This window comes from Candidatus Binatia bacterium (assembly GCA_036382395.1).
GTDB lineage: Bacteria > Desulfobacterota > Binatia > HRBIN30 > HRBIN30 > JAGDMS01.
The window spans coordinates 1-19,281 of the sequence record DASVHW010000328.1 but is presented as its reverse complement, the minus strand read 5'-3'; the positions used below and the strand labels follow the sequence as shown (position 1 = coordinate 19,281).

General features: G+C 63.8%; 21 protein-coding genes and 1 pseudogene. 10 read left to right on the top strand and 12 right to left on the bottom strand.

Annotation, left to right across the window (positions count from 1 at the left end; translation table 11 throughout):
* On the top strand, positions 1–811 hold an 811-nt coding region (locus VF515_15685), incomplete at its 5' end, for an FG-GAP-like repeat-containing protein (protein HEX7409071.1).
* Positions 717–1,256 (top strand): GatB/YqeY domain-containing protein, encoded by a 540-nt coding sequence (locus VF515_15680; GenBank protein ID HEX7409070.1) that lies wholly within the window; start codon positions 717–719, stop codon positions 1,254–1,256. The genes VF515_15685 and VF515_15680, both read left to right, overlap by 95 nt.
* A 41-nt stretch (positions 1,257–1,297) precedes the next feature.
* Here the strand turns inward: VF515_15680 and VF515_15675 are convergent, their stop codons facing one another.
* Together VF515_15675 and VF515_15670 are read right to left on the bottom strand one after the other, a co-directional pair.
* Positions 1,298–1,723 carry an NUDIX domain-containing protein gene (locus tag VF515_15675; protein ID HEX7409069.1) on the bottom strand — a complete coding sequence of 142 codons (426 nt, stop codon included), beginning with the start codon at positions 1,721–1,723 and terminating at the stop codon, positions 1,298–1,300.
* Positions 1,724–1,735: 12 nt separating this feature from the next.
* Positions 1,736–2,014, bottom strand: a complete 279-nt coding sequence (locus VF515_15670) for a BolA family protein (protein HEX7409068.1) — start codon at positions 2,012–2,014, stop codon at positions 1,736–1,738.
* 314 nt (positions 2,015–2,328) lie between these two features.
* Between VF515_15670 and VF515_15665 the strand changes: the two genes are divergently transcribed.
* The 4 genes from VF515_15665 to pyrE are packed head-to-tail and all read left to right on the top strand — an operon-like array spanning position 2,329 to position 5,039.
* Positions 2,329–3,096, top strand: a complete 768-nt coding sequence (locus VF515_15665) for an enoyl-ACP reductase (GenBank protein HEX7409067.1) — start codon at positions 2,329–2,331, stop codon at positions 3,094–3,096.
* A 14-nt stretch (positions 3,097–3,110) separates the two neighbouring features.
* The gene (locus VF515_15660) at positions 3,111–3,860 is read left to right on the top strand and encodes a prolipoprotein diacylglyceryl transferase (GenBank protein HEX7409066.1); all 750 of its coding nucleotides are present in this window, start codon (positions 3,111–3,113) and stop codon (positions 3,858–3,860) included.
* Positions 3,861–3,872: 12 nt separating this feature from the next.
* The gene (locus VF515_15655) at positions 3,873–4,430 is read left to right on the top strand and encodes an isochorismatase family protein (protein HEX7409065.1); all 558 of its coding nucleotides are present in this window, start codon (positions 3,873–3,875) and stop codon (positions 4,428–4,430) included.
* A 6-nt stretch (positions 4,431–4,436) separates the two neighbouring features.
* Positions 4,437–5,039 carry an orotate phosphoribosyltransferase gene (gene pyrE / locus VF515_15650; protein ID HEX7409064.1) on the top strand — a complete coding sequence of 201 codons (603 nt, stop codon included), beginning with the start codon at positions 4,437–4,439 and terminating at the stop codon, positions 5,037–5,039.
* Positions 5,040–5,094: 55 nt separating this feature from the next.
* Here pyrE and VF515_15645 read toward each other — a convergent pair whose 3' ends face one another.
* On the bottom strand, positions 5,095–6,465 hold the full coding sequence (locus VF515_15645; GenBank protein ID HEX7409063.1) for an FAD-binding oxidoreductase: 1,371 nt from the start codon (positions 6,463–6,465) through the stop codon (positions 5,095–5,097).
* A gap of 372 nt (positions 6,466–6,837) precedes the next feature.
* On the opposite strand from VF515_15645, the gene VF515_15640 reads away from it, so the two are divergent.
* On the top strand, positions 6,838–8,037 hold the full coding sequence (locus VF515_15640) for a pitrilysin family protein (GenBank protein HEX7409062.1): 1,200 nt from the start codon (positions 6,838–6,840) through the stop codon (positions 8,035–8,037).
* Between the two features lie 63 nt (positions 8,038–8,100).
* Here the strand turns inward: VF515_15640 and VF515_15635 are convergent, their stop codons facing one another.
* The 4 genes and pseudogenes from VF515_15635 to VF515_15620 form a co-directional block, all read right to left on the bottom strand.
* Positions 8,101–10,722: an ATP-binding protein gene (locus VF515_15635; GenBank protein HEX7409061.1), complete on the bottom strand. Its 2,622-nt coding sequence runs from the start codon at positions 10,720–10,722 to the stop codon at positions 8,101–8,103.
* The gene (locus VF515_15630) at positions 10,719–11,168 is read right to left on the bottom strand and encodes a response regulator (GenBank protein HEX7409060.1); all 450 of its coding nucleotides are present in this window, start codon (positions 11,166–11,168) and stop codon (positions 10,719–10,721) included. The genes VF515_15635 and VF515_15630 overlap by 4 nt, the downstream gene beginning before the upstream one ends.
* Positions 11,169–11,211: 43 nt before the next feature.
* Entirely contained in the window at positions 11,212–12,852 is a 1,641-nt protein-coding gene (locus VF515_15625; protein ID HEX7409059.1) for an ATP-binding protein, read from the bottom strand.
* Positions 12,853–13,262: 410 nt separating this feature from the next.
* A pseudogene (locus VF515_15620) lies at positions 13,263–13,421 on the bottom strand (ATP-binding protein).
* Between the two features lie 132 nt (positions 13,422–13,553).
* Here VF515_15620 and VF515_15615 point away from each other — a divergent pair.
* From VF515_15615 to VF515_15605, 3 genes are all read left to right on the top strand, one after another.
* Positions 13,554–14,750 carry an acyl-CoA dehydrogenase family protein gene (locus VF515_15615; protein ID HEX7409058.1) on the top strand — a complete coding sequence of 399 codons (1,197 nt, stop codon included), beginning with the start codon at positions 13,554–13,556 and terminating at the stop codon, positions 14,748–14,750.
* A 19-nt stretch (positions 14,751–14,769) separates the two neighbouring features.
* Positions 14,770–15,942, top strand: coding sequence for an acyl-CoA dehydrogenase family protein (locus VF515_15610; GenBank protein ID HEX7409057.1), 1,173 nt, complete (start codon positions 14,770–14,772; stop codon positions 15,940–15,942).
* 81 nt (positions 15,943–16,023) lie between these two features.
* A complete protein-coding gene (locus VF515_15605; GenBank protein ID HEX7409056.1) occupies positions 16,024–17,112 on the top strand; it encodes an acyl-CoA dehydrogenase family protein in 1,089 nt (362 codons plus the stop codon).
* Between the two features lie 18 nt (positions 17,113–17,130).
* Here the strand turns inward: VF515_15605 and VF515_15600 are convergent, their stop codons facing one another.
* From VF515_15600 to VF515_15580, 5 genes are all read right to left on the bottom strand, one after another.
* Complete coding sequence (locus tag VF515_15600; protein ID HEX7409055.1) at positions 17,131–17,904, bottom strand: SDR family NAD(P)-dependent oxidoreductase; 774 nt, start codon at positions 17,902–17,904, stop codon at positions 17,131–17,133.
* A 49-nt stretch (positions 17,905–17,953) separates the two neighbouring features.
* Positions 17,954–18,115, bottom strand: a complete 162-nt coding sequence (locus VF515_15595) for a hypothetical protein (protein HEX7409054.1) — start codon at positions 18,113–18,115, stop codon at positions 17,954–17,956.
* Between the two features lie 37 nt (positions 18,116–18,152).
* On the bottom strand, positions 18,153–18,344 hold the full coding sequence (locus tag VF515_15590) for a hypothetical protein (protein ID HEX7409053.1): 192 nt from the start codon (positions 18,342–18,344) through the stop codon (positions 18,153–18,155).
* Between the two features lie 158 nt (positions 18,345–18,502).
* Positions 18,503–18,763: a DUF5615 family PIN-like protein gene (locus tag VF515_15585; protein HEX7409052.1), complete on the bottom strand. Its 261-nt coding sequence runs from the start codon at positions 18,761–18,763 to the stop codon at positions 18,503–18,505.
* A gap of 115 nt (positions 18,764–18,878) precedes the next feature.
* Positions 18,879–19,109 (bottom strand): DUF433 domain-containing protein, encoded by a 231-nt coding sequence (locus tag VF515_15580; GenBank protein ID HEX7409051.1) that lies wholly within the window; start codon positions 19,107–19,109, stop codon positions 18,879–18,881.
* Positions 19,110–19,281: the final 172 nt, after the last annotated feature.

Here is a 19,281-nt window from a genome sequence, read left to right as displayed (position 1 = left end):
GATCACGTACACAGGCAAGTCTGGGAACCAGCTGACTGGACTGACGCGCGGGGCTGACGGAACCACAGCGGCCGCCCATAACGCCACCAGTGTGGCGAGCATGGCCTCCGGGCTGTCGATCCTCTTCGGGAACGGAAATGGAACCTTCCACGCGGCTGTGCACGTCTCGGTGCGGCTGCTAGACGTCGCCGCAATTGCCGTGGGCGATTTCGACAACGACGGCTACGATGACATTGCCGTTGCGCAGTCACGACCGGCAGGGGTGCGTGTGCTGTACGGATCGGCGCAAGGCAGTTTCACCGCCGGGTTGGTGCCGCTGTCGGTAGGAAGCCCGTCGGCTTTGGCGGCACGCGATCTCGACGGCGATTTGATCCCCGATCTCGCCGTGACCGACCAGGTGGGGAATGCGGTCCTCGGCTTCCTGAGCCTAGGGAAGTCTAGGGGATTCCATTTGGCTGACGCGGTCACGGTGGCTCGCAAGCCCACCAGTATTGTTGCAGCCGATTTCGACGGCGACGGTCGCTATGATGCCGCAGCCGGGGATAGCTTCGTGGCCGACGTGTCCGTGCTGACCAACATTTCTGCCACACACACGCCAATTCTTCGCGGTGACGGCAACGGCGACCACAAGGTGAGTGCGGCGGATGTCGTGTCCGTGATGCGCAAGCTGGGCGACGGCGCGACCACGCGGGTGGAGCAGGTGGGTCGCGGCACCTATGCGGCGAAACCCGGCGCCGATGCGAATGGTGACGGCGTGGTCACCGGCCAGGACATTTTCGCGATCGCTCACCGCCTCTTCCCAGGGATATAGGGGTAGGAAGATGGTTACGGAAGCGCAGCTGCAAGAAGATCTGAAAAGCGCAATGAAGGCCCGCGCCATGGAAACCGTGTACGTAATCCGTGGTGTGATCGCGGCCATCAAGAACGTGAAGGTCGAAAAGCAGGTGGCCGCACTGCCGGAGGCTGACATCGCCGCGCTGGTCCGTAAAGAGATCAGCAAGCGGACCGAAGCGGTGGAGTTCGCCCGCCAAGCCAACCGCTCGGATCTGATTCAACAGAACGAAAGCGAGAAGGCGATCCTGGAGAAGTATCTGCCCCAGCAACTGACCGGAGAGGCCCTGGAAAACGTGATCAAACAGATCGCCGGCGAATTGGGCACAACGCAGATCGGCCCGGTCATGGCGAAGCTGCGTGAGCGCCATGCCGGCCAGTTCGACGGCAAGCTGGCCAGCGAACTGATTCGCAAGCTGTCCTGAGTCCGGTACCGATTTCTGCTCGGGGCGCAGCAAGCTGCGCCCTACAACGTCAGTTGCGCCTTCAGCCGGTCGAGGAATTCTCGCTGTGCCGGGATCATCGATTCATAGGCCCGGTCGAGCGGATAGAAACCGCAGACGTCGTTTTCCTGATCATGGCGCAAGCAGCGTCCGCGTTCGTCGAGGTTAGCGGCGCTGGTATCTTCTAGCGATGCCCAGAACGCGTGTACCACTTTGCCCGACTTTTGTCGGACGCTGCCGAGCGAGCCCCGGATGCGCACTTCCAGGCCGGTCTCCTCGCGTGTCTCCCGCCGTGCCGCCTGCTCAAGGTCTTCGCCGCTTTCGACTAATCCCTTGGGGATTCCGAACAAGGGCCGCCGGAACGTTGCCCGCCGCGCATGGACCAGCAGGACTTCGATGCGGCCTTCAACCTCTCGAGTGACCAGACAACCTGCGGAGACGGACGACATAGGGCATGCCGATTAGCGCTTGAGACCTTCCCACTCCTCCGGTGTCAGTGTCCGCAACGCGAGTGCGTGGACCTCTGACTTCATTGCCGCGCCGAGGGCGGCGTAGACCGCGCGCTGACGAGTCACCAGATCCTGGCCACGGAACTGATCCGAAACGATGAGGACGCTGAAGTGCCCGCCGCTGCCAGCGGCGGCGTGGCCAGCATGCAAGGCGCTTTCGTCCGCAACCTCCAGATGCTGCGGGGCGAAAGCTTGGCGCAGCGTTGTCTCGATCCAGGTCGCACGGTCCATGCCCGTTTTAGTAGCCGGTCAGCGGCACCTTTCCAAGGGAGTGGAAGAAAGGATGGGCACCGGTGCCTCATCCTGTTTTCGCCGTTTGCGACGCATCCCACAATTGCCAGCGCGTGAGAATGCCGCGCAACTCGCCGTCACGCAGCAGGCGAGCACCACCGAGAGCAGGGCGCCGGCCGTAAGAGACTTCATTGGTTGCGGTTTAGCGGAGGCCGCAGGGGCCGGCAAGGAGTTTCAGAGGAGCGAACGTTGGCGCTATCCCTTGCGCGTCTGGCGTCGTGCCAGCTAAGTGACGGGACGAGCCCGGAGGTGAAATGCCACTTGCCACGAACAAGAAGGCGCTGATTTTCGGCGTTGCCAATGACCACAGCATCGCGTGGGCAATTGCCCAGGCCCTGCACCGCGAGGGCGCCGAGCTGGGATTGACGTACGTTGGCGAGTCCATCGAGAGGCGCGTCCGGCCGCTGGCGGAGTCGCTCGGTGTCCAGACGGTGCTGCCGTGCGACGTGTCCAAGGATGACGACATCGCGGCAGTCTTTACTGCCGTGAAAGAGCGGTGGGGTCGCGTCGACATCGTCGTCCATGCGGTCGCGTTCGCGGTGCGCGAGGAACTCAAGGGCCGCTTCCTCAACACCTCACGGTCCGGGTTTCATGTCGCACTCGACGTCAGCACCTACTCGTTGATCGCCATTGCGCGCTGCGCCGAGCCACTGATGACCGCCGGCGGCTCACTGCTGACGCTGACCTACTTTGGCGCGGAGAAAGTGTTGCCGAACTACAACGTCATGGGAGTGGCCAAGGCGGCTCTCGAGGCCAGCGTGCGCTACCTGGCTTGGGACCTCGGGCCGCAGGGCATTCGGGTCAACGCGATTTCGGCTGGACCAATCCGCACGCTGTCGGCGGCCGGGATCACGGGCTTCAAGGACATGCTCCATCATCACGAAGAACGGGCGCCGCTGCGCCGGAACATCCGCCCGGAGGAAGTCGCCGGTACGGCGCTGTATCTGTGCAGTGATCTTGGCAGCGCCGTCACCGGCGAGGTGGTGCACGCCGATGGCGGCTACAATATCGTTGGCATGTGAGGTGGAGTGGGTGGATGCGACCAACGCTTTTCGAACTCGGCGGCATTTCCGTTCCCAGCTTCTGGGCGATGGCCTTTCTCGGCTTCTTTGCCGCCTTTCTCGTGGCTCGTAGTGATCTTCTCCGCCGCGGTTATGGCGTGGATCTCGCCTACGACGCGATGTTGTATGCTTACGTCGGCGGGTGGGTCGGGGCGCGACTGTTTCTCATTCCGAGTGCATGGGACTACTTCGTGCAGGATCCCATTCGGTTTCTGCTGACGTCGAGTGGATGGGTGTGGTACGGCGGCTTGATTGGCGGCGCCGCGGCGGTGGGAGTGCTGGCATATCGGCGCCGAATCTCGTTCTGGCGGTTCGCTGACGTAGGGGCACCGGCACTGGCGCTCGGGCAGGGCATTGGACGCATCGGCTGCCAGCTCTCGGGTGATGGCGACTACGGGACACCGACCGATTTGCCCTGGGGTATGAGCTACCCGCAAGGTGTGGTGCCGACGACCGACCGTGTCCATCCCACACCGATCTACGAAGCCGTCGCCTACTTCCTCATTTTCCTCTATCTCTGGCGGCGGCGCCGGCAAGAACCGCCTGCGGGCGATCTGATCGGACGTTACCTTATTCTGGCGGCGACAGTCCGATTTCTGGTCGAGTTTGTGCGCCGTAATCCGGCGTGGCTTGCCGGCTTCACCACGGCGCAGTGGATGAGCGTGGGGTTGGCACTAGTCGGTTTCCTGCTCGTGCGCTGCAAAGCGATTGGCGATATGCCATAAGTAGTAACTGAAATGGCCCATCCACGCATACTCGACAGGATCCAAAGTGTCTTGGTGGTGATCGACGTCCAGGAAGCATACCGGGGAATGACGTTTGAGCCCGAGCGTACGCTGCGCGGCGTGTGCCGGCTGGTTGAGGCGGCGAAGATTCTCGGCATCCCAATATTGGGTACCGAGCAGTACCCGAAGGGTCTGGGCCACCTCATGCGCGAGGTTCTGGAGGTGTGTCCGGCTGGGTTCGAGGCCGTAGAGAAAAGCGCCCTGAGTTGTTGGGGTGAGCCGAAATTCGCGGCCCGGCTCAGCGAGCTCAAACGAACACAGGTCGTCGTGTGTGGCCTGGAAACGCACGCCTGCGTCAATCAGACCGTCCACGATCTGCTCGATCAGGGCTACCAGGCTCACGTGCCGTTGGATGCGATTGGCTCGCGCTTCGAGTCCGATCATCGCGCCGCATGCAAAAAGATGATCGCTTCCGGCGCGGTGCCCACCACCGTCGAAATGGCCTGCCTCGAGTGGGTGAAGACAGCGGCTGCCCCCGAGTTCAAGGCCATACAAAAACTCATCAAGTGAGAAGGTATGATCGAAGCGCAGGGGTTGGCCATCGAGCTGCACCGCATTGGTGCCGTCCGGTTCGGCGATTTCGTGCTGAAGGACGGGCGCCATTCACCCTTCTACATCGATCTCCGTGTCCTGATTTCACAGCCCGCAGTGCTGCGGCGCGTCGCTATTGCAATGCTCGGCTGCGCTGCCCCGCTGCGTTTCAACTGCCTGGCGGGCATTCCCTACGCCGGGCTACCCATTGCGGTGGCAATGTCGCTGGAGAGCGGCCGGCCACTGGTGTACCCGCGGAAGGAGTTGAAGGCTTACGGTACACGCCGGCAGGTCGAGGGGGTGTTTCAACCCGGAGACCGGGCGCTGGTGATCGATGACGTCGTTACCACGGGCGGTGCCAAGATCGAGGCGATCGCGCCGCTGCGGGATGCGGGGCTGGTGGTCGAAGATGTCCTGGTGGTGGTTGACCGCGAGCAATCGGCCGAACGCACGCTTGCAGCTGCAGGTTTACGCCTGCACAGCGTACTGAAGGTGCATGCCCTCTTGGAGCAGTTGCACCAGGCCGGCAACATCGGAGACGAGGAACTGGCACGTGCAAGGGAGTTCTTGGTCCTCAGTTCCGAGTAGGCGAGCAGGCCGCTGATTCAGAGGCCTGAACTCAGGACTCAGCACTCAGGACTCCTCACCGACCCAGGCGTGTGAGCCCGCGTGCGAGCCACGGCTCGGTCTTCGGCTTACCTTTGCGGTCTTGTGCCAGCAGCCTGTGGCGGATGGCAGTGATGGCGAGGTAACGCAACGGCTCGCGCGGATAGGGGATTGGTTTCGCGCCGACGAAGCAGAGTTCGCGCAACTCGCTCTGTCGGTCAAGAACCAGGTCGCGCACGATCTGCCCGCCGAGATGGGTGGGTGCGACACCATGCCCGCAGTACCCGAAGCCGTAATGCACGCGACCGCCGAGTAAGGTTCCGAACGCGGGGACGAAGCGCGCCGTGAGCCCTATCGGCCCGCCCCACTGGTGTGTAAAGCGCAGGCGATCGAGTTGTGGATAGATGGCTTTGAGGTCGCGTTGCAGCAAGGCGAACACATGTGGGTTACGGTCGTGTTGCGGCCGAAGGCTCGAGCCGTAGTAGTAGGGCGCATCTTCGCCGCCCATCAAGATGCGGCCGTCCGCGGTCGGCCGGAAATAGTGGATGTACGTGCGCTTGTCCTCCAACCCTTGGCGGCCTTTCCAGCCGATCGATTCCCACTGCGCCGCGTTCAGCGGTTCCGTCAGGACAATATACGAGTACAACGGAACCAGGGTGCGGCGACATTCCGGAAACTGCACCGAATAGGCGTTGGTCGCCAACACCACCTTGTCAGCATGCACCGTCCCTTGTGGGGTGCGGACATCGAGCTTCGTGCCGGCGGCCTCGATGCGCTCGACGGGAGTCTGCTCGTAGATGATGCCGCTCTGTTGCCGGACGACACGGGCGATGCCGCGCACCAGTCTGGCCGGATTCAGGATGGCGCAGCTCCTCTCCTCGAGGCCGCAGCGGTAGAGGGGCGACTGGATTTGGCGGCGTAACTCCTCGCCCGGGATGTAACGGACATCCTCGATCCCTAGTGCCTCAGCAGCTTGCCGGTCCGCCTCGATGCGTGGAATCTGGCTGTCGTCCGTGGCCACGGCGATGAAGCCGTTCTTCTCGTAGTCGCACGCCACCTTGTGCTCGGTGCAAAACCGACCGATGTCATCGACCGAGCGGGCGACCGCTGCGTGCGCGGCCCGGGCTGGATCCGTTCCAAAAGTCTGCAACAGATCGTGCATGCTGCGACCCAGCAGGGTCATGGCAAAGCCGCCGTTACGGCCGCTGGCCCCGTAACCAACAACCTCGCGTTCGATCACGACGAGCTTGAGGGCGGGGTCGGCGGCGAGCAGAAAATGCGCCGCCCATAGGCCGGTGAAACCGCCGCCGATGATGGCGACGTCGACCGTGATGTCACCGGCCAGTGTCGGCCCGGGTGTGTAGGGATCTGATTCCAACCAAAAGCTGCGACTGGCAAAGTCGGCCATGGTGCCCTCCTCAGTGTGCGGGTCGTCGGTGGCGGACAGCTCCCGACTTTTAGACGGACAAGATGGCTGAGTAAAGGACTCAGCGGCTGTGAGGAAATGCGTGGTCCGCGACCACGGCGATTCCGCCTTAGGTTGCGCCAAAGAGGCGCAATGCCGGTGGTATAGACTTCCAGCCTGTACCAGTGAACGTGCGACCGAACGGCCGCCGGATTAGTACAGGCTGGAAGCCTATACCACCATTGGCGACCTTCGGCCGCTCACACAGATTGTGCTGACGAAATCTCCTTTGCCTTCGTCCCAATTTCCTCACAGCCTCTCAGGACTTATCTTTCCGCCCTTCCGCTGCGCGTCGCGTTATGCTTACAAACCGTCATGGGGACAGTTCATCGATTCAGCCAGCAAGGACTGCGGGTGGTGTACCAGCACATCGCCGGCCCGCTCACCAGTATCGCCCTGAGCGTCCGGGCGGGTGCACGTTTCGACGGGGCACATCCGGGCATCGCCCACATGGCGGAGCATATGCTTTTCCAAGGGACGGACTCGCTGGATCAGGTGGCACTCAACCGCCGCGCGGCGGAGTTGGGCGGCGAACACAATGCCGATACGGGTTACGAGACCATCTCGCTGACGTTCGAGGTCTTCAACGAAGACGTGACCGATGCCCTGGGACTACTGGCGGAGCAGTTCTACCGCAGCCGGGTCAGTGAGGATCGCGTCCGCAAGGAACGGCGCGTGGTCATGGACGAGATCCGCGGCCGCTTGGACGACCCGGCGGACCGGTTGCATACGAAGGCGTGGGAGCTGTTCTTTCGCGGCGCCTTGTCACATCCGGTGTGGGGCAGCATTCAGAGCTTGCGCAGCCTGGAGGCGCACCACATCACGGCCTTTCTGCGGCGGTACTTCACCCACGACCGCAGCGTGCTGGCGATTGTTGGCGGAATCTCCGAAGCCGCGGCGCGCACCGCCGTCCGCAGGCATTATCGGGGCGGGCGTGTGGGTGGCGCCGGACGCATGGCGCCGGTTCGGTTTGGTTCGGGCGGCACGCATCGGATGCACGGCGGCGGCGGACAAGCTTACGTGATGAAGCTGATTGCCATTCCGCCAGTTCCTCGGCAGTTGATCGCCGTCGGCCTGGCTCTGGATCTGGTAGGCGCTGATCCCGACAGCCGTCTCTTCCAGGAAGTTCGCGAGCGGCTCGGATTGGGCTACGACGTGTCGGCTGCACTCGATTGGGGAGCCGGCTGGGCCGTGGCCATCGTGTCGGCGAGTGCCTCGCGCGGCGCGGCCAACCGCCTGGTCCGCGCCGTCGAGGAAACGTGCGAGCGTGCGGCGGCGGAAGGCTTCACGGCTGATGAACTGGCGCGCGGCCGTAAGAAACTGCGCTACCGCTACGCCTCACTGGCAGAAAGCCGCTTCGAGCGCGCCCTGGCCCTGGCCGAAGGCACATTGCTGGGGTTCCCGCTGCCTGAAGAAGCCGAGCGCATTGTCAGCCGCATGCCGCAGGAGGAAATCGAGACGGCGTGGCGCCAAGCGCTGCAGGGACGGACATTGCTTGCGGTGTTGGCGGGCTGAGAAGGGGAGGAGTCCGCCATCAGTTGTCGGCATCTTCCTCCGAGCGGATTGCTGACGGCGGAATCAGGCGGTAGCTCTGTCCCGCTTACGGCTAACTGGGAGCAAGAGGCGGAAGGTGGAGCCGTGATCCAGCTCGCTCTCGACGGTGATTGTGCCGCCCAGCAAGTCGACCAGCCGGCGCACGATATATAACCCGAGACCGACGCCGCCGAAACGGCGCGTGGCCGAACTGTCTCCCTGACGGAAGGGCTCGAAGATAATCGGCAGCACCTCCGGCGCGATACCGATGCCCGTGTCGGCGACCGAAATCTCCACACTCCCGTTCCGAGCATGCACGTCCACAGTCACGCTGCCTCGGGGAGTGAACTTCACTGCATTGGCGATCAGATTTGTGAGCACAACCTTCAGCTTGACCGGATCGGTCGACAACCGCGGGAGTCGCGGCGCGATATTCCACGCGACCGCCAGATCGGGTGGAATGTGCAACTCCGTGGCCTCGGCTGCAACCTCGGCCATGAGATCGGGGAGCGCTACTTCCGTCAGCTCGAGCGGCACCTGGCCGCTGTCGAGCCGGGTGAGGTCGAGGGTGGCGTTGACCAGCCGGAGCAAGTTCCGCGCGCTTTGGTCCATTCGCTCCAGAGGATCGAGCTGCTCAGCGCTCAACGAACCAAACTCCCCTTCGCGCAGCAGATCGGTGTAGCCCATGATGATGTTCAGCGGCGTGCGCAATTCGTGCGACATGGTGGCGACAAAATCCGACTTGAGTCGATTGGCCCGCTCCAACTCCTCGAACAGGCGGGCGGTTTCCAGGGCCATCGAGGCAAGCTGGCCGATACCCCTTAGGATGCGGCGCTGCTGCGAAGTGAACGGTTCACGCTGGCTACGGTAGCCGGCGGTCAAGACCCCGACGACTGTATGGCGCCGCCACAAAGGGGTGTACAGCACCAGCGTGGCGTCATAGGGTGCCGCGATCCGGCTCACTGGGGGATACGAGTCTGTGGTCATATCCACGGCCACGGTGTCTTCGCCTTCGAGGCGGGCAAGCAACGGCGCAAGGATGGAGCGAGGAATGTTCAGGGATCGCAGCGACCCCCACTGCTCCGGTGAATCTCCAAAGCCGGCGGCGACGGAGAAAATGTCGTCCTCGGCACGCCAGAGGAAGGTGTGGCTGAAGTCGCACTGCAACTGGCTAGCGGTGAGCTGACACAAACGATCGAGCAGCACGGGCGTCTCCAGCAAGGAGAGGAACTCCTGGCCCACACGGACGAGAGCACCCGAGACGTGAGCTTCCTCCTGTTGCGTACGGTAGAGTTCGACCGCCTCGAGCGCCAGCGCCAGCTGTCTGGCAATTCCAGTGCAGAGCTGGACCTCACTGGCATCGAATCCGCGCCGGCTGGTCATCCTGAGGCCAACAAGCACGCCCAGTTGGCGGTCATGTACGTGCAGCGGCACGGCCACCAGCGAACCAAGCGGGAAGTGGCTGTGCACCTCGATTGGCCACCCGGACTGGACGGGAATGTCGTTGAGGACCACCGCTGACTGTTCTAGAGGCGCGCCGCCTAAGCGCACGTCGCAAGGTAATTCCAGGGCTTGGGCGTAGGGCAGTAACTCGGGTGGAATGCCGCACTGGGCGACGATTCGATACACCTCGCGCGCGGGGTCCCAGTAGAAGGTGGCGACCGCATCGCACGGCAAGATCTTGGCGGTCAGCCGCTGCACGGCATCGAGCAGTTGATTCAGGTCCAACGCGCCGGTGATCTCTTGGGCGACATCGAGTAGGGCTTTCTTTTCCGCTTCGGCGCGCTTGCGGGCCGTGACGTCACGCGCAATTCCCTGCACCCCAACGGGTTTCCCGTGCTCGTGGATCAGGCTGGTGTTGACCTCGATCGTGATCAGGCGGCCATCCTTGGAGAACAGCTCCATCTCGTACATCGGGACCGTTTCTCCGGCCAACTGGCGCGCGGTTACCTGCCGGGCAAGCTCCAAGTGCTCCGGCCCCAGGATCTGCGCGAAGTTTATCGTCCGGGCTTCTTCGCGGGTGAACCCCGTGAGGCGTTCGGCGGCCTGGTTGACCGAAATGAAGTTCCCTTGCAGATCGGTTGTGTAGACGATGTCGTTGGCGTTCTCGAACAGTTCGCGGTAGCGCGCATCGCTCAGCCGCAGGGCTTCCTCTGCCTGCGTGCGCTGCCGCCGCTCCTCACGCTCGGCCAGGGCGCGCTGCACGACCGGCACCAAGCGCTCCAGCCGGCTCTTCAGTACGTAGTCGGTGGCGCCTGCCTTGAGACTCTCGATGGCGACCTCCTCGCCGATGGCGCCGGAAATGAGGATGAACGGAAGGTCGAGATCCTGTGCCCGCAGCAAGCGCAACGCGGTCAGCCCGTCGAAGGTGGGGAGGGCGTAGTCGGCGAGGATGAGGTCATAGCCCCCCGCGGCTTCTATGCGATCCAGGAACTCCTCACGTGTCTGTACACGTCCCCAGCGGCATTCGTAGCCCGCCGCCTCCAGCATCCCGACTTCCAGTTCGGCATCGGCAGGGTTGTCCTCGACAACGAGCAGGCGCAGTAGTTGGCGATTCACGGATGCCAACTGAGGGGCACGGGCGCCCACATCCGCGCAGGTCACAGCATCCATGGTTTGTGCCGGCAGCTCGCTCATGCTCGGCGGTGTCACGTCGTGCGTCGTCACTCGCGTGCGCCCCGCATCGGTGGCGGCTCGTTTATGAGCAGCCAGAACAAGCTGAGTTGCTTGACCACGTCGATGAATTTCTCGAAGGATACGGGTTTGACCACGTAAGCGTTCACGTTGAGACGATACGCCTCGGCGAGGTCCGGCTCCTCGCGGGATGCGCTCAAGACGACGACGGGAATCGCTCGGAGGACGGGATCGCTCCTGATCTGCCGGAGGACCTCCAGGCCGTTGACCTTGGGCATCTTGAGGTCAAGGAGCACCAGAACCGGATTCTGCGGGGGGCGAGAGGAGAACGCTCCACGCCGAAACAGATAGTCGAGCGCTTCGGCGCCGTCGCGGGCGACGGCCACCTCATTCGCCAGGGCATACGTATCGAGCGCCGCCAGGGTCAGTTCGATATCGTTGGCGCTGTCCTCGACCAGCAGGATCTTCTTTGATTGCATCGATGCCTTCTACGATAACGATATGTGGGTTCTGGATGCCGGTTCATGACTCTGGTCTGTTTCCGTTCGTGAGTCCGGGTGGCGAATCGACGCTTCCTTCTGGCGCGGCGCCGTCGGTAATGCGCAGTCCGAAAGGCGATGGTTCCAAAACGGGCTTGGGAGCCAGCGTGAAGTAGAAAGTCGCACCCCCTTCGACCTTGCCCTCGGCCCAGGCGCGGCCGCCGTGTCGGTGGACGATGCGCTGCACCGTCGCTAAACCGATGCCCGTGCCCGGAAAGTCGCTGGCTCCGTGCAGGCGCTTGAACGGCTGGAAGAGCTGGTCGGCGAAGCGCATGTCGAATCCGGCGCCGTCATCGCGGACGAAATAGACGCGCTCGTCGTCCCGATCAATCACACCGAACTCGATGTGCCCCGCGGCGTGTTTCGAGGTGAACTTCCACGCATTACCCAGGAGGTTGTCCAGCAAGACGCGCACGAGTCGTGCATCGCACGTGGTGATGACCCCATCGGCGATGGCGACCGTGACCGGGTGGGTCGGCATGGTCTGTTGCAGCTCGGCAGCCACCGCCCGGGCGAGCTGGGTCAGGTCGACCTGTTCGAGCTGCATCTCGCTACGGCTCACCCGCGAAAGCTGCAGCAGGTCGGCAATGAGCTGTTTGGTCCGTTCGGTGGCGGCGCGCACGCGGTCGAGATAGTGCCGGGCCTGGGGGTCGAGTCCCGCGCCAAAGTCTTCCTCCATCGCCTTAGTGAAGCTTTCGATGACCCGCAGGGGGGCGCGCAGGTCATGCGAGACGGAATAGCTGAAGGCTTCCAATTCGCGGTTGGTCGCTTCGAGTTGGGCGGTGCGCTCTTGGACGCGCCGTTCGAGCTCCGCGTTGAGGCGACGGATCTCGTCTTCGGCGCATTTGCGTTCGGTGATGTCGACACCCAGCGCGAGACAGCCCAGGATGCGCTCATCTGCGTCGCGTAGCGGCTCGACCCGCACCTCGAAGACACGATCGTTCACCCGCTGCTCATAGGTGCTGGACTGACCGCTCAGGGCGCGGCGGTGCGCGGCAATGGGCGGAGAATCGGCGGCGTCGGTCTGGAAGACTTCGTGCAATGGGCTGCCGTCCTGGCGTCCGCCCTCGGGCTCGCTCAGCGGCAGGGCGGCTCCGACCGACGACGTCAGACGCAGGTTGACATCGGTGGTCCAAAGGACCGCCGGCATTTGCGTCGTCGCGAGGCGCAGCTTGGCTTCACTGGCGCGCAAAGCCGCCTCGGCTTGCTGGCGCTGATGGTGTTCCTGTCGTTCCTCCAGCGCTCGCTGTACGACCGGTACCAGTCGGCTCATGCGGGGCTTCAGGACGTAGTCGGTGGCGCCCGCTTTCAGGCTTTCGATGGCGGTCTCCTCGCCGAGCGTGCCGGAGACGAGAATGAACGGAATGTCGATCCCGATGGCACGGACCAGCTTGAGCGCGCTGAGCCCGTCGAAGGCGGGCAGGCTGTAATCAGCAAGAATGAGGTCGTAATTCGGCTCCTTCAGGCGGGCCAAGAACTCGTCGCGCGTCTGGACGCGCTCCCAGTGGCAGGTGTACCCGGCCTCGTCCAACATCGCGACCTCCAATTCCGCGTCGTCGGGACTGTCCTCGAGAATGAGGACAGTGAGGTCCTGGCGCGAACGAGACGGCCGATCCGCAGCCACGCACCCTGCAGCCGACGCCTTCGAAGAAGGCTCCGGGCTCCGCGTGCGAGCATACCCATAGAGGGTCATGTCACTCCATTCCTGGCTCGTTCCGGTGAGTTGCAGGTTACGTGCCGAAACTTGAAGGCAGGCGAATACGGTGTAACCCGGCTAGTGCCTTGGGGGGAGTAGGCAGGAAATGTCCAAAAGTTCCTGCGCCGCTCTCCAGTTATGGGAGTTCGGTCCACACCTGCATTCCGAGACTCGGGAGTTGTCTTTGCCAAGCTAGACTGTCGGGTTGCGTCAGGCCGAAGGCCAAATGGGGTACGCACGGCGCTATCCGGGGATTGTCATCGCAAAGCAATACACTGCTGTCGCTGACAACCGAGGATTTGCTCGAGTATTCAATCGTTAGTGGAAGTGACCCTCGATCAAGCGATGGCGGACGGAGCGCGGGGTAGGGAGAAGTAGAAGGTGGCCCCTTGGTCTACTTGTCCCTCGGCCCACACCCGGCCGCCGTGGCGCTGGATGATGCGGCGCGCGTTGGCGAGGCCGATACCGATGCCGTCGAACTCTTCATCATGGTGCAGGCTGGTCTCGGCTGCAGAAGTCCTGCCATTTAAATTGGGAGGCGACTGGGGTAAGCATTCGACGCTTACCCGCCGGCAGGAGGTGAAACCGTTCTGCCGCGGTGACGAGGACGAAAGGAGTTCAGGATAGCGATGGATTTTGCACTATCATCTAAGGTTGAGGAGCTGCGCACGCGATTAGTTGCCTTTATGGACGAGTACGTCTACCGGGCGGAGCATCTTGCGGAAGAGCAAGTCCGGGCTTGTGGCGACGAGCACGCGGAGCCACCCATCGTGAAGGAACTGAAGCAGAAAGCCAAAACGCAGGGGCTCTGGAACCTGTTCCTGCCCGACGGCAAGTACGGCGCCGGTTTGAAGAACTGGGAGTACGGGGTTCTGTGCGAAATCATGGGTCGTAGCCTGATCGCCCCACGCATCTTCAATTGCGCCGCCCCGGACACCGGCAATATGGAGATCCTGGCGGAATTCGGCACGGCGGAGCAGAAGACGCGGTGGCTGCAGCCGATGCTGGCGGGCGAGATGCGCAGCTGCTTTGCGATGACGGAGCCGGATACCGCCGGGTCCGATCCGACGCTCTTGCGCACCCGCGCGGTGCGCGATGGCGACCACTACGTCATCAACGGCCACAAGTGGTTCAGCACCGGGGCCTATGGAGCTTCGTTCGCCATTGTGATGGCCGTTACCGACCCGGAAGCCCCGGCGCACCGGCGGGCAAGCATGATCATCGTTCCCGTGGATACGCCGGGGTTCAATCTCATGCGCGCCGTGCCGGTCATGGGACACACCGGCGGCGGAGGCCACGGCGAGATTCGTTACGAGGACTGCCGCGTACCGGCCACCAGCTTGCTTGGTGCCGAGGGCGACGGCTTTCCCATCGCCCAGGCGCGTTTGGGACCCGGCCGGATCCATCACTGCATGCGCTGCATCGGTGCGGCGGAGCGCGCCCTCGAACTCATGTGCCGGCGCGCCAACACGCGCTACGCGCACGGCAGCCTGCTGGCTGAGAAAAGCGTGGTGCAAAACTGGGTGGCGGAATCGCGCATGGAGATTGACTCGGCGCGCTTCATGGTGCTGCATGCGGCTTGGAAGATGGATACGGTCGGCAAGAAAGAAGCACGGCAGGAGATCGCCATGATCAAGGTGATCGCCGCCAATATGATGATGGACGTGCTTGACCGCGCCATCCAGGTGTTCGGGGCCATGGGCGTCTCCGACGACACGCCGATCGCCCGCATGTGGCGCGAAGGCCGCTCCATGCGCCTCGCGGACGGCCCCGACGAGGTGCACAAAATGACGGTTGCCAGGCGCGAATTGCGCCGTTGGCAATAGCTGACAGCTGAAAGCTCTCATGAGGTACGACTTCACCCCCGAGCAGCTGGTCTGGCGTGACGAGGTCCGGGCCTTCATCCGGGAGCATCTCACGCCCGCCTTGCTGGACGAGTTGCGCGAATCCGGCAACGAAGGGCAGGGGCCGCTGGCCCGTGAGTTCGTTCTCGAGCTGCGTGACCGCGGCTGGTGGGGCTTGCCCTGGCCGAAGGAGTACGGCGGGCTCGGCCGCTCGGCCATCGACCAGTGGATCTTCGTCGACGAACTGGAGGGCGCCGGCGCGCCCATGCTGCCGCTGACGGTGACCTCGGTGGCGCCGACGATCATGCGGGTCGGGACGGAGGAACAAAAGCAACACTGGCTGCCACGCATCAAGGCCGCCGAGGTGGAGTTCGCCTTGGGATACTCCGAGCCGGAAGCCGGCACTGACCTCGCGGCCCTGCGCACTCGGGCGGTGCTCGACGGCGATACCTGGGTGGTCAACGGACAGAAGATGTGGAACACCATGGCCCACACGGCGACGCATAACTGGTTCGCCGTGCGCACCGAACCCGACGCGCCGAAGCACAAGGGCATCTCGATCCTGATCGTGCCCATGGACGCGCCCGGGGTCACGGTGCAGGGGATCTACGTCTGGCCGGGTTTGCGCACCAACGCCGTCTTTCTCGACAATGTGCGCGTGCCACGCGACTGCCTCATCGGGGAACGCGGCATGGGTTTCTACTACGCCGCCATGGCACTGAACTTCGAACGCCTGAGCATCGGGTCGGTGGCGATGACACGGCGCTACTTCCGTGAACTGGTGGCCCTGGTGCGCGCGCAGGAGATCGACGGCCAGCCGCTGCGCAGGAACGCTTGGGTGCGCGAGCGGCTTGCCCGCCTCGCCGTCGATATCGAGGCGGCCCGCATGCTCGGACTGGAGACGGCGTGGGCCCTCGATCAAGGCCGCGTGCCGGCGGCCGAGTCCTCAATGGCGAAAATCTTCGTGAGCGAGCTGGCACAACGTGTCGCCGACGCCGGGGCGGAAATTCTCGGCATGGCAGGCCAACTGCATCCGGATGAGCCCCGCGCCGCCCTGCATGGCCGGCTGCAATGGCTCTACCGGACCGCACCGCTGCTCGCCTTCGGCGGTGGCACGAACGAGGTACAACGGAACATCATCGCGATACTCGGATACGGCTTGCCAAGGAAATGAAAATAATAGCGCTCAGCGGTCAGCGGTCAGCCGTGTTGTCTGGGCTGAGTGCTGATAGCTGAGTGCTGAAGGCTTCTTACTATGCGCCTCACGCCGACTGCCGAACAACAAGAACTGAAGGACGCCGTGCGCCGCTTCTGCCAGGAGCAGGTCACCCCCGAGCGCCTGGCGGCATGGCAGAAGACGCCGACCGGAGTGGACGAAAGCTGCTGGCGGATGGTGGCGGAGCTGGGGTGGTTTGGGTTGGGCCTTCCCGTATCTGCCGGTGGCAGCGGGCTCGGTTTGGTCGAGGTCGCGTGTGTGTTGGAGGAGTGCGGACGTGGCCTCGTCCCGCGCCGCGTGATCAACGCTATCCGCGGCGGCGTGGCGTTGGCGCAGCTGGATATGGCGAACAGTCACCTGGCTGCGGCGGCACGTGGAGAAGCCATCGTTACGTTGGCCTTCGACGAAGAGAGCGTGCGGGTGCCTAGCGCGTACAGGACGCGCGTCACCGGCAGCGGTGGCGGGGCGAGGCTCACGGGAGAGAAGTGGTACGTGCCTGAGGGAGCGGATGCCCATCTCCATATTATTGCGGCCCGTGAGGGCAGCGGCGTGTGGTTGGTCCTGGTGTCCTCCGAGCACGCCAAGGCGTCACCGTTGCGGACGTTCGACGGGGAGCGGCAAGCAGTGGTGCGCTACAACGGCGCGCCGATCATGCAGCGGTTCGGTTCCGCCAAGCAGGGGATGGATGCCTTGCTCGCCATTCAACGGCAGCAGACGGCGCTGGCGTTGGCAGAGATGGTTGGTGGCATGGATGCGGCCCTCGCCATGACGGTTGCGTACGTCAAGGAGCGCGAGCAATTCGGCCAGAAGCTCGCGCTGTTCCAAGCCGTGCAGCATCAGGTCGCCGATATGGCGACGGCGTTCACGGCCTCCCGCCATCTGGCCTGGCAGGCGATTACACGCCTGGCGGCGGGAACGACCGAAGGTCACGAGTTGGCCACCGCCGCCGCGTTCGTGGGCCAGGCGTTCAAACGGCTGACCCTCAGCGCGCATCATCTGCATGGTGGGGCCGGTTACGTCATCGAGCATCCGCTGCACTACCACGCCGAGCGGGCGCAGAGCCTGTGTATCCGTTACGCACCCGAAGCGAGTGCGCTAGCGGACGTGGCTGCGCAGCTGCTGGACTGAAACGACGGGACGCGACTCTCAGAACCCGACGCGCCGCCCGTACCAGTCGAGCAAGGACGGTGCGAGTCCGTGCAACAGGGCGACGACGCGGACGGTGCCGGGGACGAACACGCGTGGTCGCCGTTTGGCCACGCCCGCAAGCGTCTTTTGCACCACGGCCTGGGGCGGAATCGGGCGCCCCTGTTTGAGGATGGGAGCGATATCGCCCGCCTTCAGCAACGGCGTGTCGATCAGCAGCGGGAATACGGTTGTGATGGACACGCCGGCGCGCGCCAACTCGGCACGCACCGCGTCGCAGAAACCGGCGACACCGAACTTGGCGGCGGAGTAGGCGACCAACCCCGGCCACCCATGCACCGCGGCGGTCGAAGCCACACAGGCGATTGCACCGTGCGATTGGCGTAACGCAGGCAGCGCCGCGCGTACGATGTTGGTGGTGCCGAGGAGGTTGATCGCGATCACCCGGTTGAAGGCGTCAGCCGGCTGATCGGTGAAATGCCCGGCACCGGCAATGGCGGCGCAGTTGATGAGCAGGTCGAGTCCACCCAGCTCGCCAATCAAGTCCTCCACGGCAGCGTTCAGTTCCTGGGCCGCGCTGATGTCGGCGACACGCGTGTGTACGCGCCCGCCTTTGGTCCGGATGCTCTCGGCGGCCTGCTGCAACAGATCGGCCGCGACGTCGAGCATACCGACAGCCGTGCCTGCTGCGGCCAGCGTCTCAGCGAACGCCCGGCCGATACCGCTTGCTGCCCCGGTGACAATCGCCGCCCGCCACCCACCGTGTGTAGTCATGAAACGAGGCCATAGTGCGAAGGGGCGGCGCGGGTCAAGCGTAAGGCCTTCAATTGTCGGAAAGCCAGGTGCCTGTGACCACCCGCGCTGGCGCCGAGTCGGCGTTGGCGCGGGCGGGCATGCGCAGCGCCGCCGCGAAACTAAGGTCGTTGTGGGTGGCGGCTACGGAGCCGGTTCGCAAGATCAGAGCCAGTCGCTTGGCGATGCCCACTCAGAGTCTCCCGTGGGATGGCGTCTCACGCCAGCCTTCAGCGGCGGCGCGAAGCGACGCCGGCTGCGATGCGTGGTTGGGCGGCATGCAACGCGTCCACAGCTGGCTCTGGAACATGGGCGACGGCGACGCGATAGAACTCGTAGCCCCGCATGTCACTTGCCACGCGGCCGAAGTACCGGGCTCGGTAATCGACAGGGCCGACATCCAATGCTCGGAAGAGAGCCATGTACTGTGCCGTTCGGCTCGCCTCGCTTCCTTGCATGCTGTTCTCGAGGTGTTCCTTCCTACCCGGCGTAGGCTGCCCTATGGCGTGCGCGTGAGCGGCCAGCGCAGCGGCGATTGCGAGTAGCTACCAAGCTCATGCCGGTCGGCTCAAGCGCCGGGTCAGACACGCGCGGTCCGCTTGATGGGCAAAATCCGCACACGAGAGCGCGCCTCATCAACAGTCACCATCGCGCCCTCTTCCAGCGTCACTCCATGATCCGGAAGGGCCGCAACTAGAAGCGGCTCAAGGTGCTGAGGTGTGACGTCCTGCGTGCGGACCTGAATGACACTCGGGCCTTGAGCGTCTGTGGCCGTAAGCAATGCCCCAAAGCCAAGGTCGTGAGTGAAGACAACATACCCTCTGGCATTCGCCCACGACATGATTTCCGGATCGGTGGCCAGTGGATTGCCGACGCTCGACCAATGGTGGCTTCCCAACCGTGGCGCTGCAGAACCGCTACCCAGTCAGGGGAGAGGTTCATGTCGATAACAAACTTCACGGGACCGACAAGGGTATCTCGATCTCTTCCGCACGCCACGCCGCGTACGACAACGCCTCGCGAATGTCCTCCGCCTCCAGGTAAGGATAGAGCTGCAAGATTTCCTCTTCGCGGTGACCGGTGGCAACCAATCCGACGATCGTGCCCACCGTCACGCGCAGCCCGCGGATGCAGGGCTTCCCGCCCATGACAGCAGGATCACTCGTGATGCGCCTGAGTCCGATCATGCTCTCGCCTCCAACGTCACTCTCATATCACGGCCTTCGCGCGGTGCCTAGTTTCGGAATCGGCGTGGCGTCCAACGATTCGGCCCATGACCAGGAACCGGGTCGATCTCCACGCCACGGCGCCGCGCCTCGCGTGTGGCGAACAGGGCGACTGCGGCACCGCCGAGTAGAC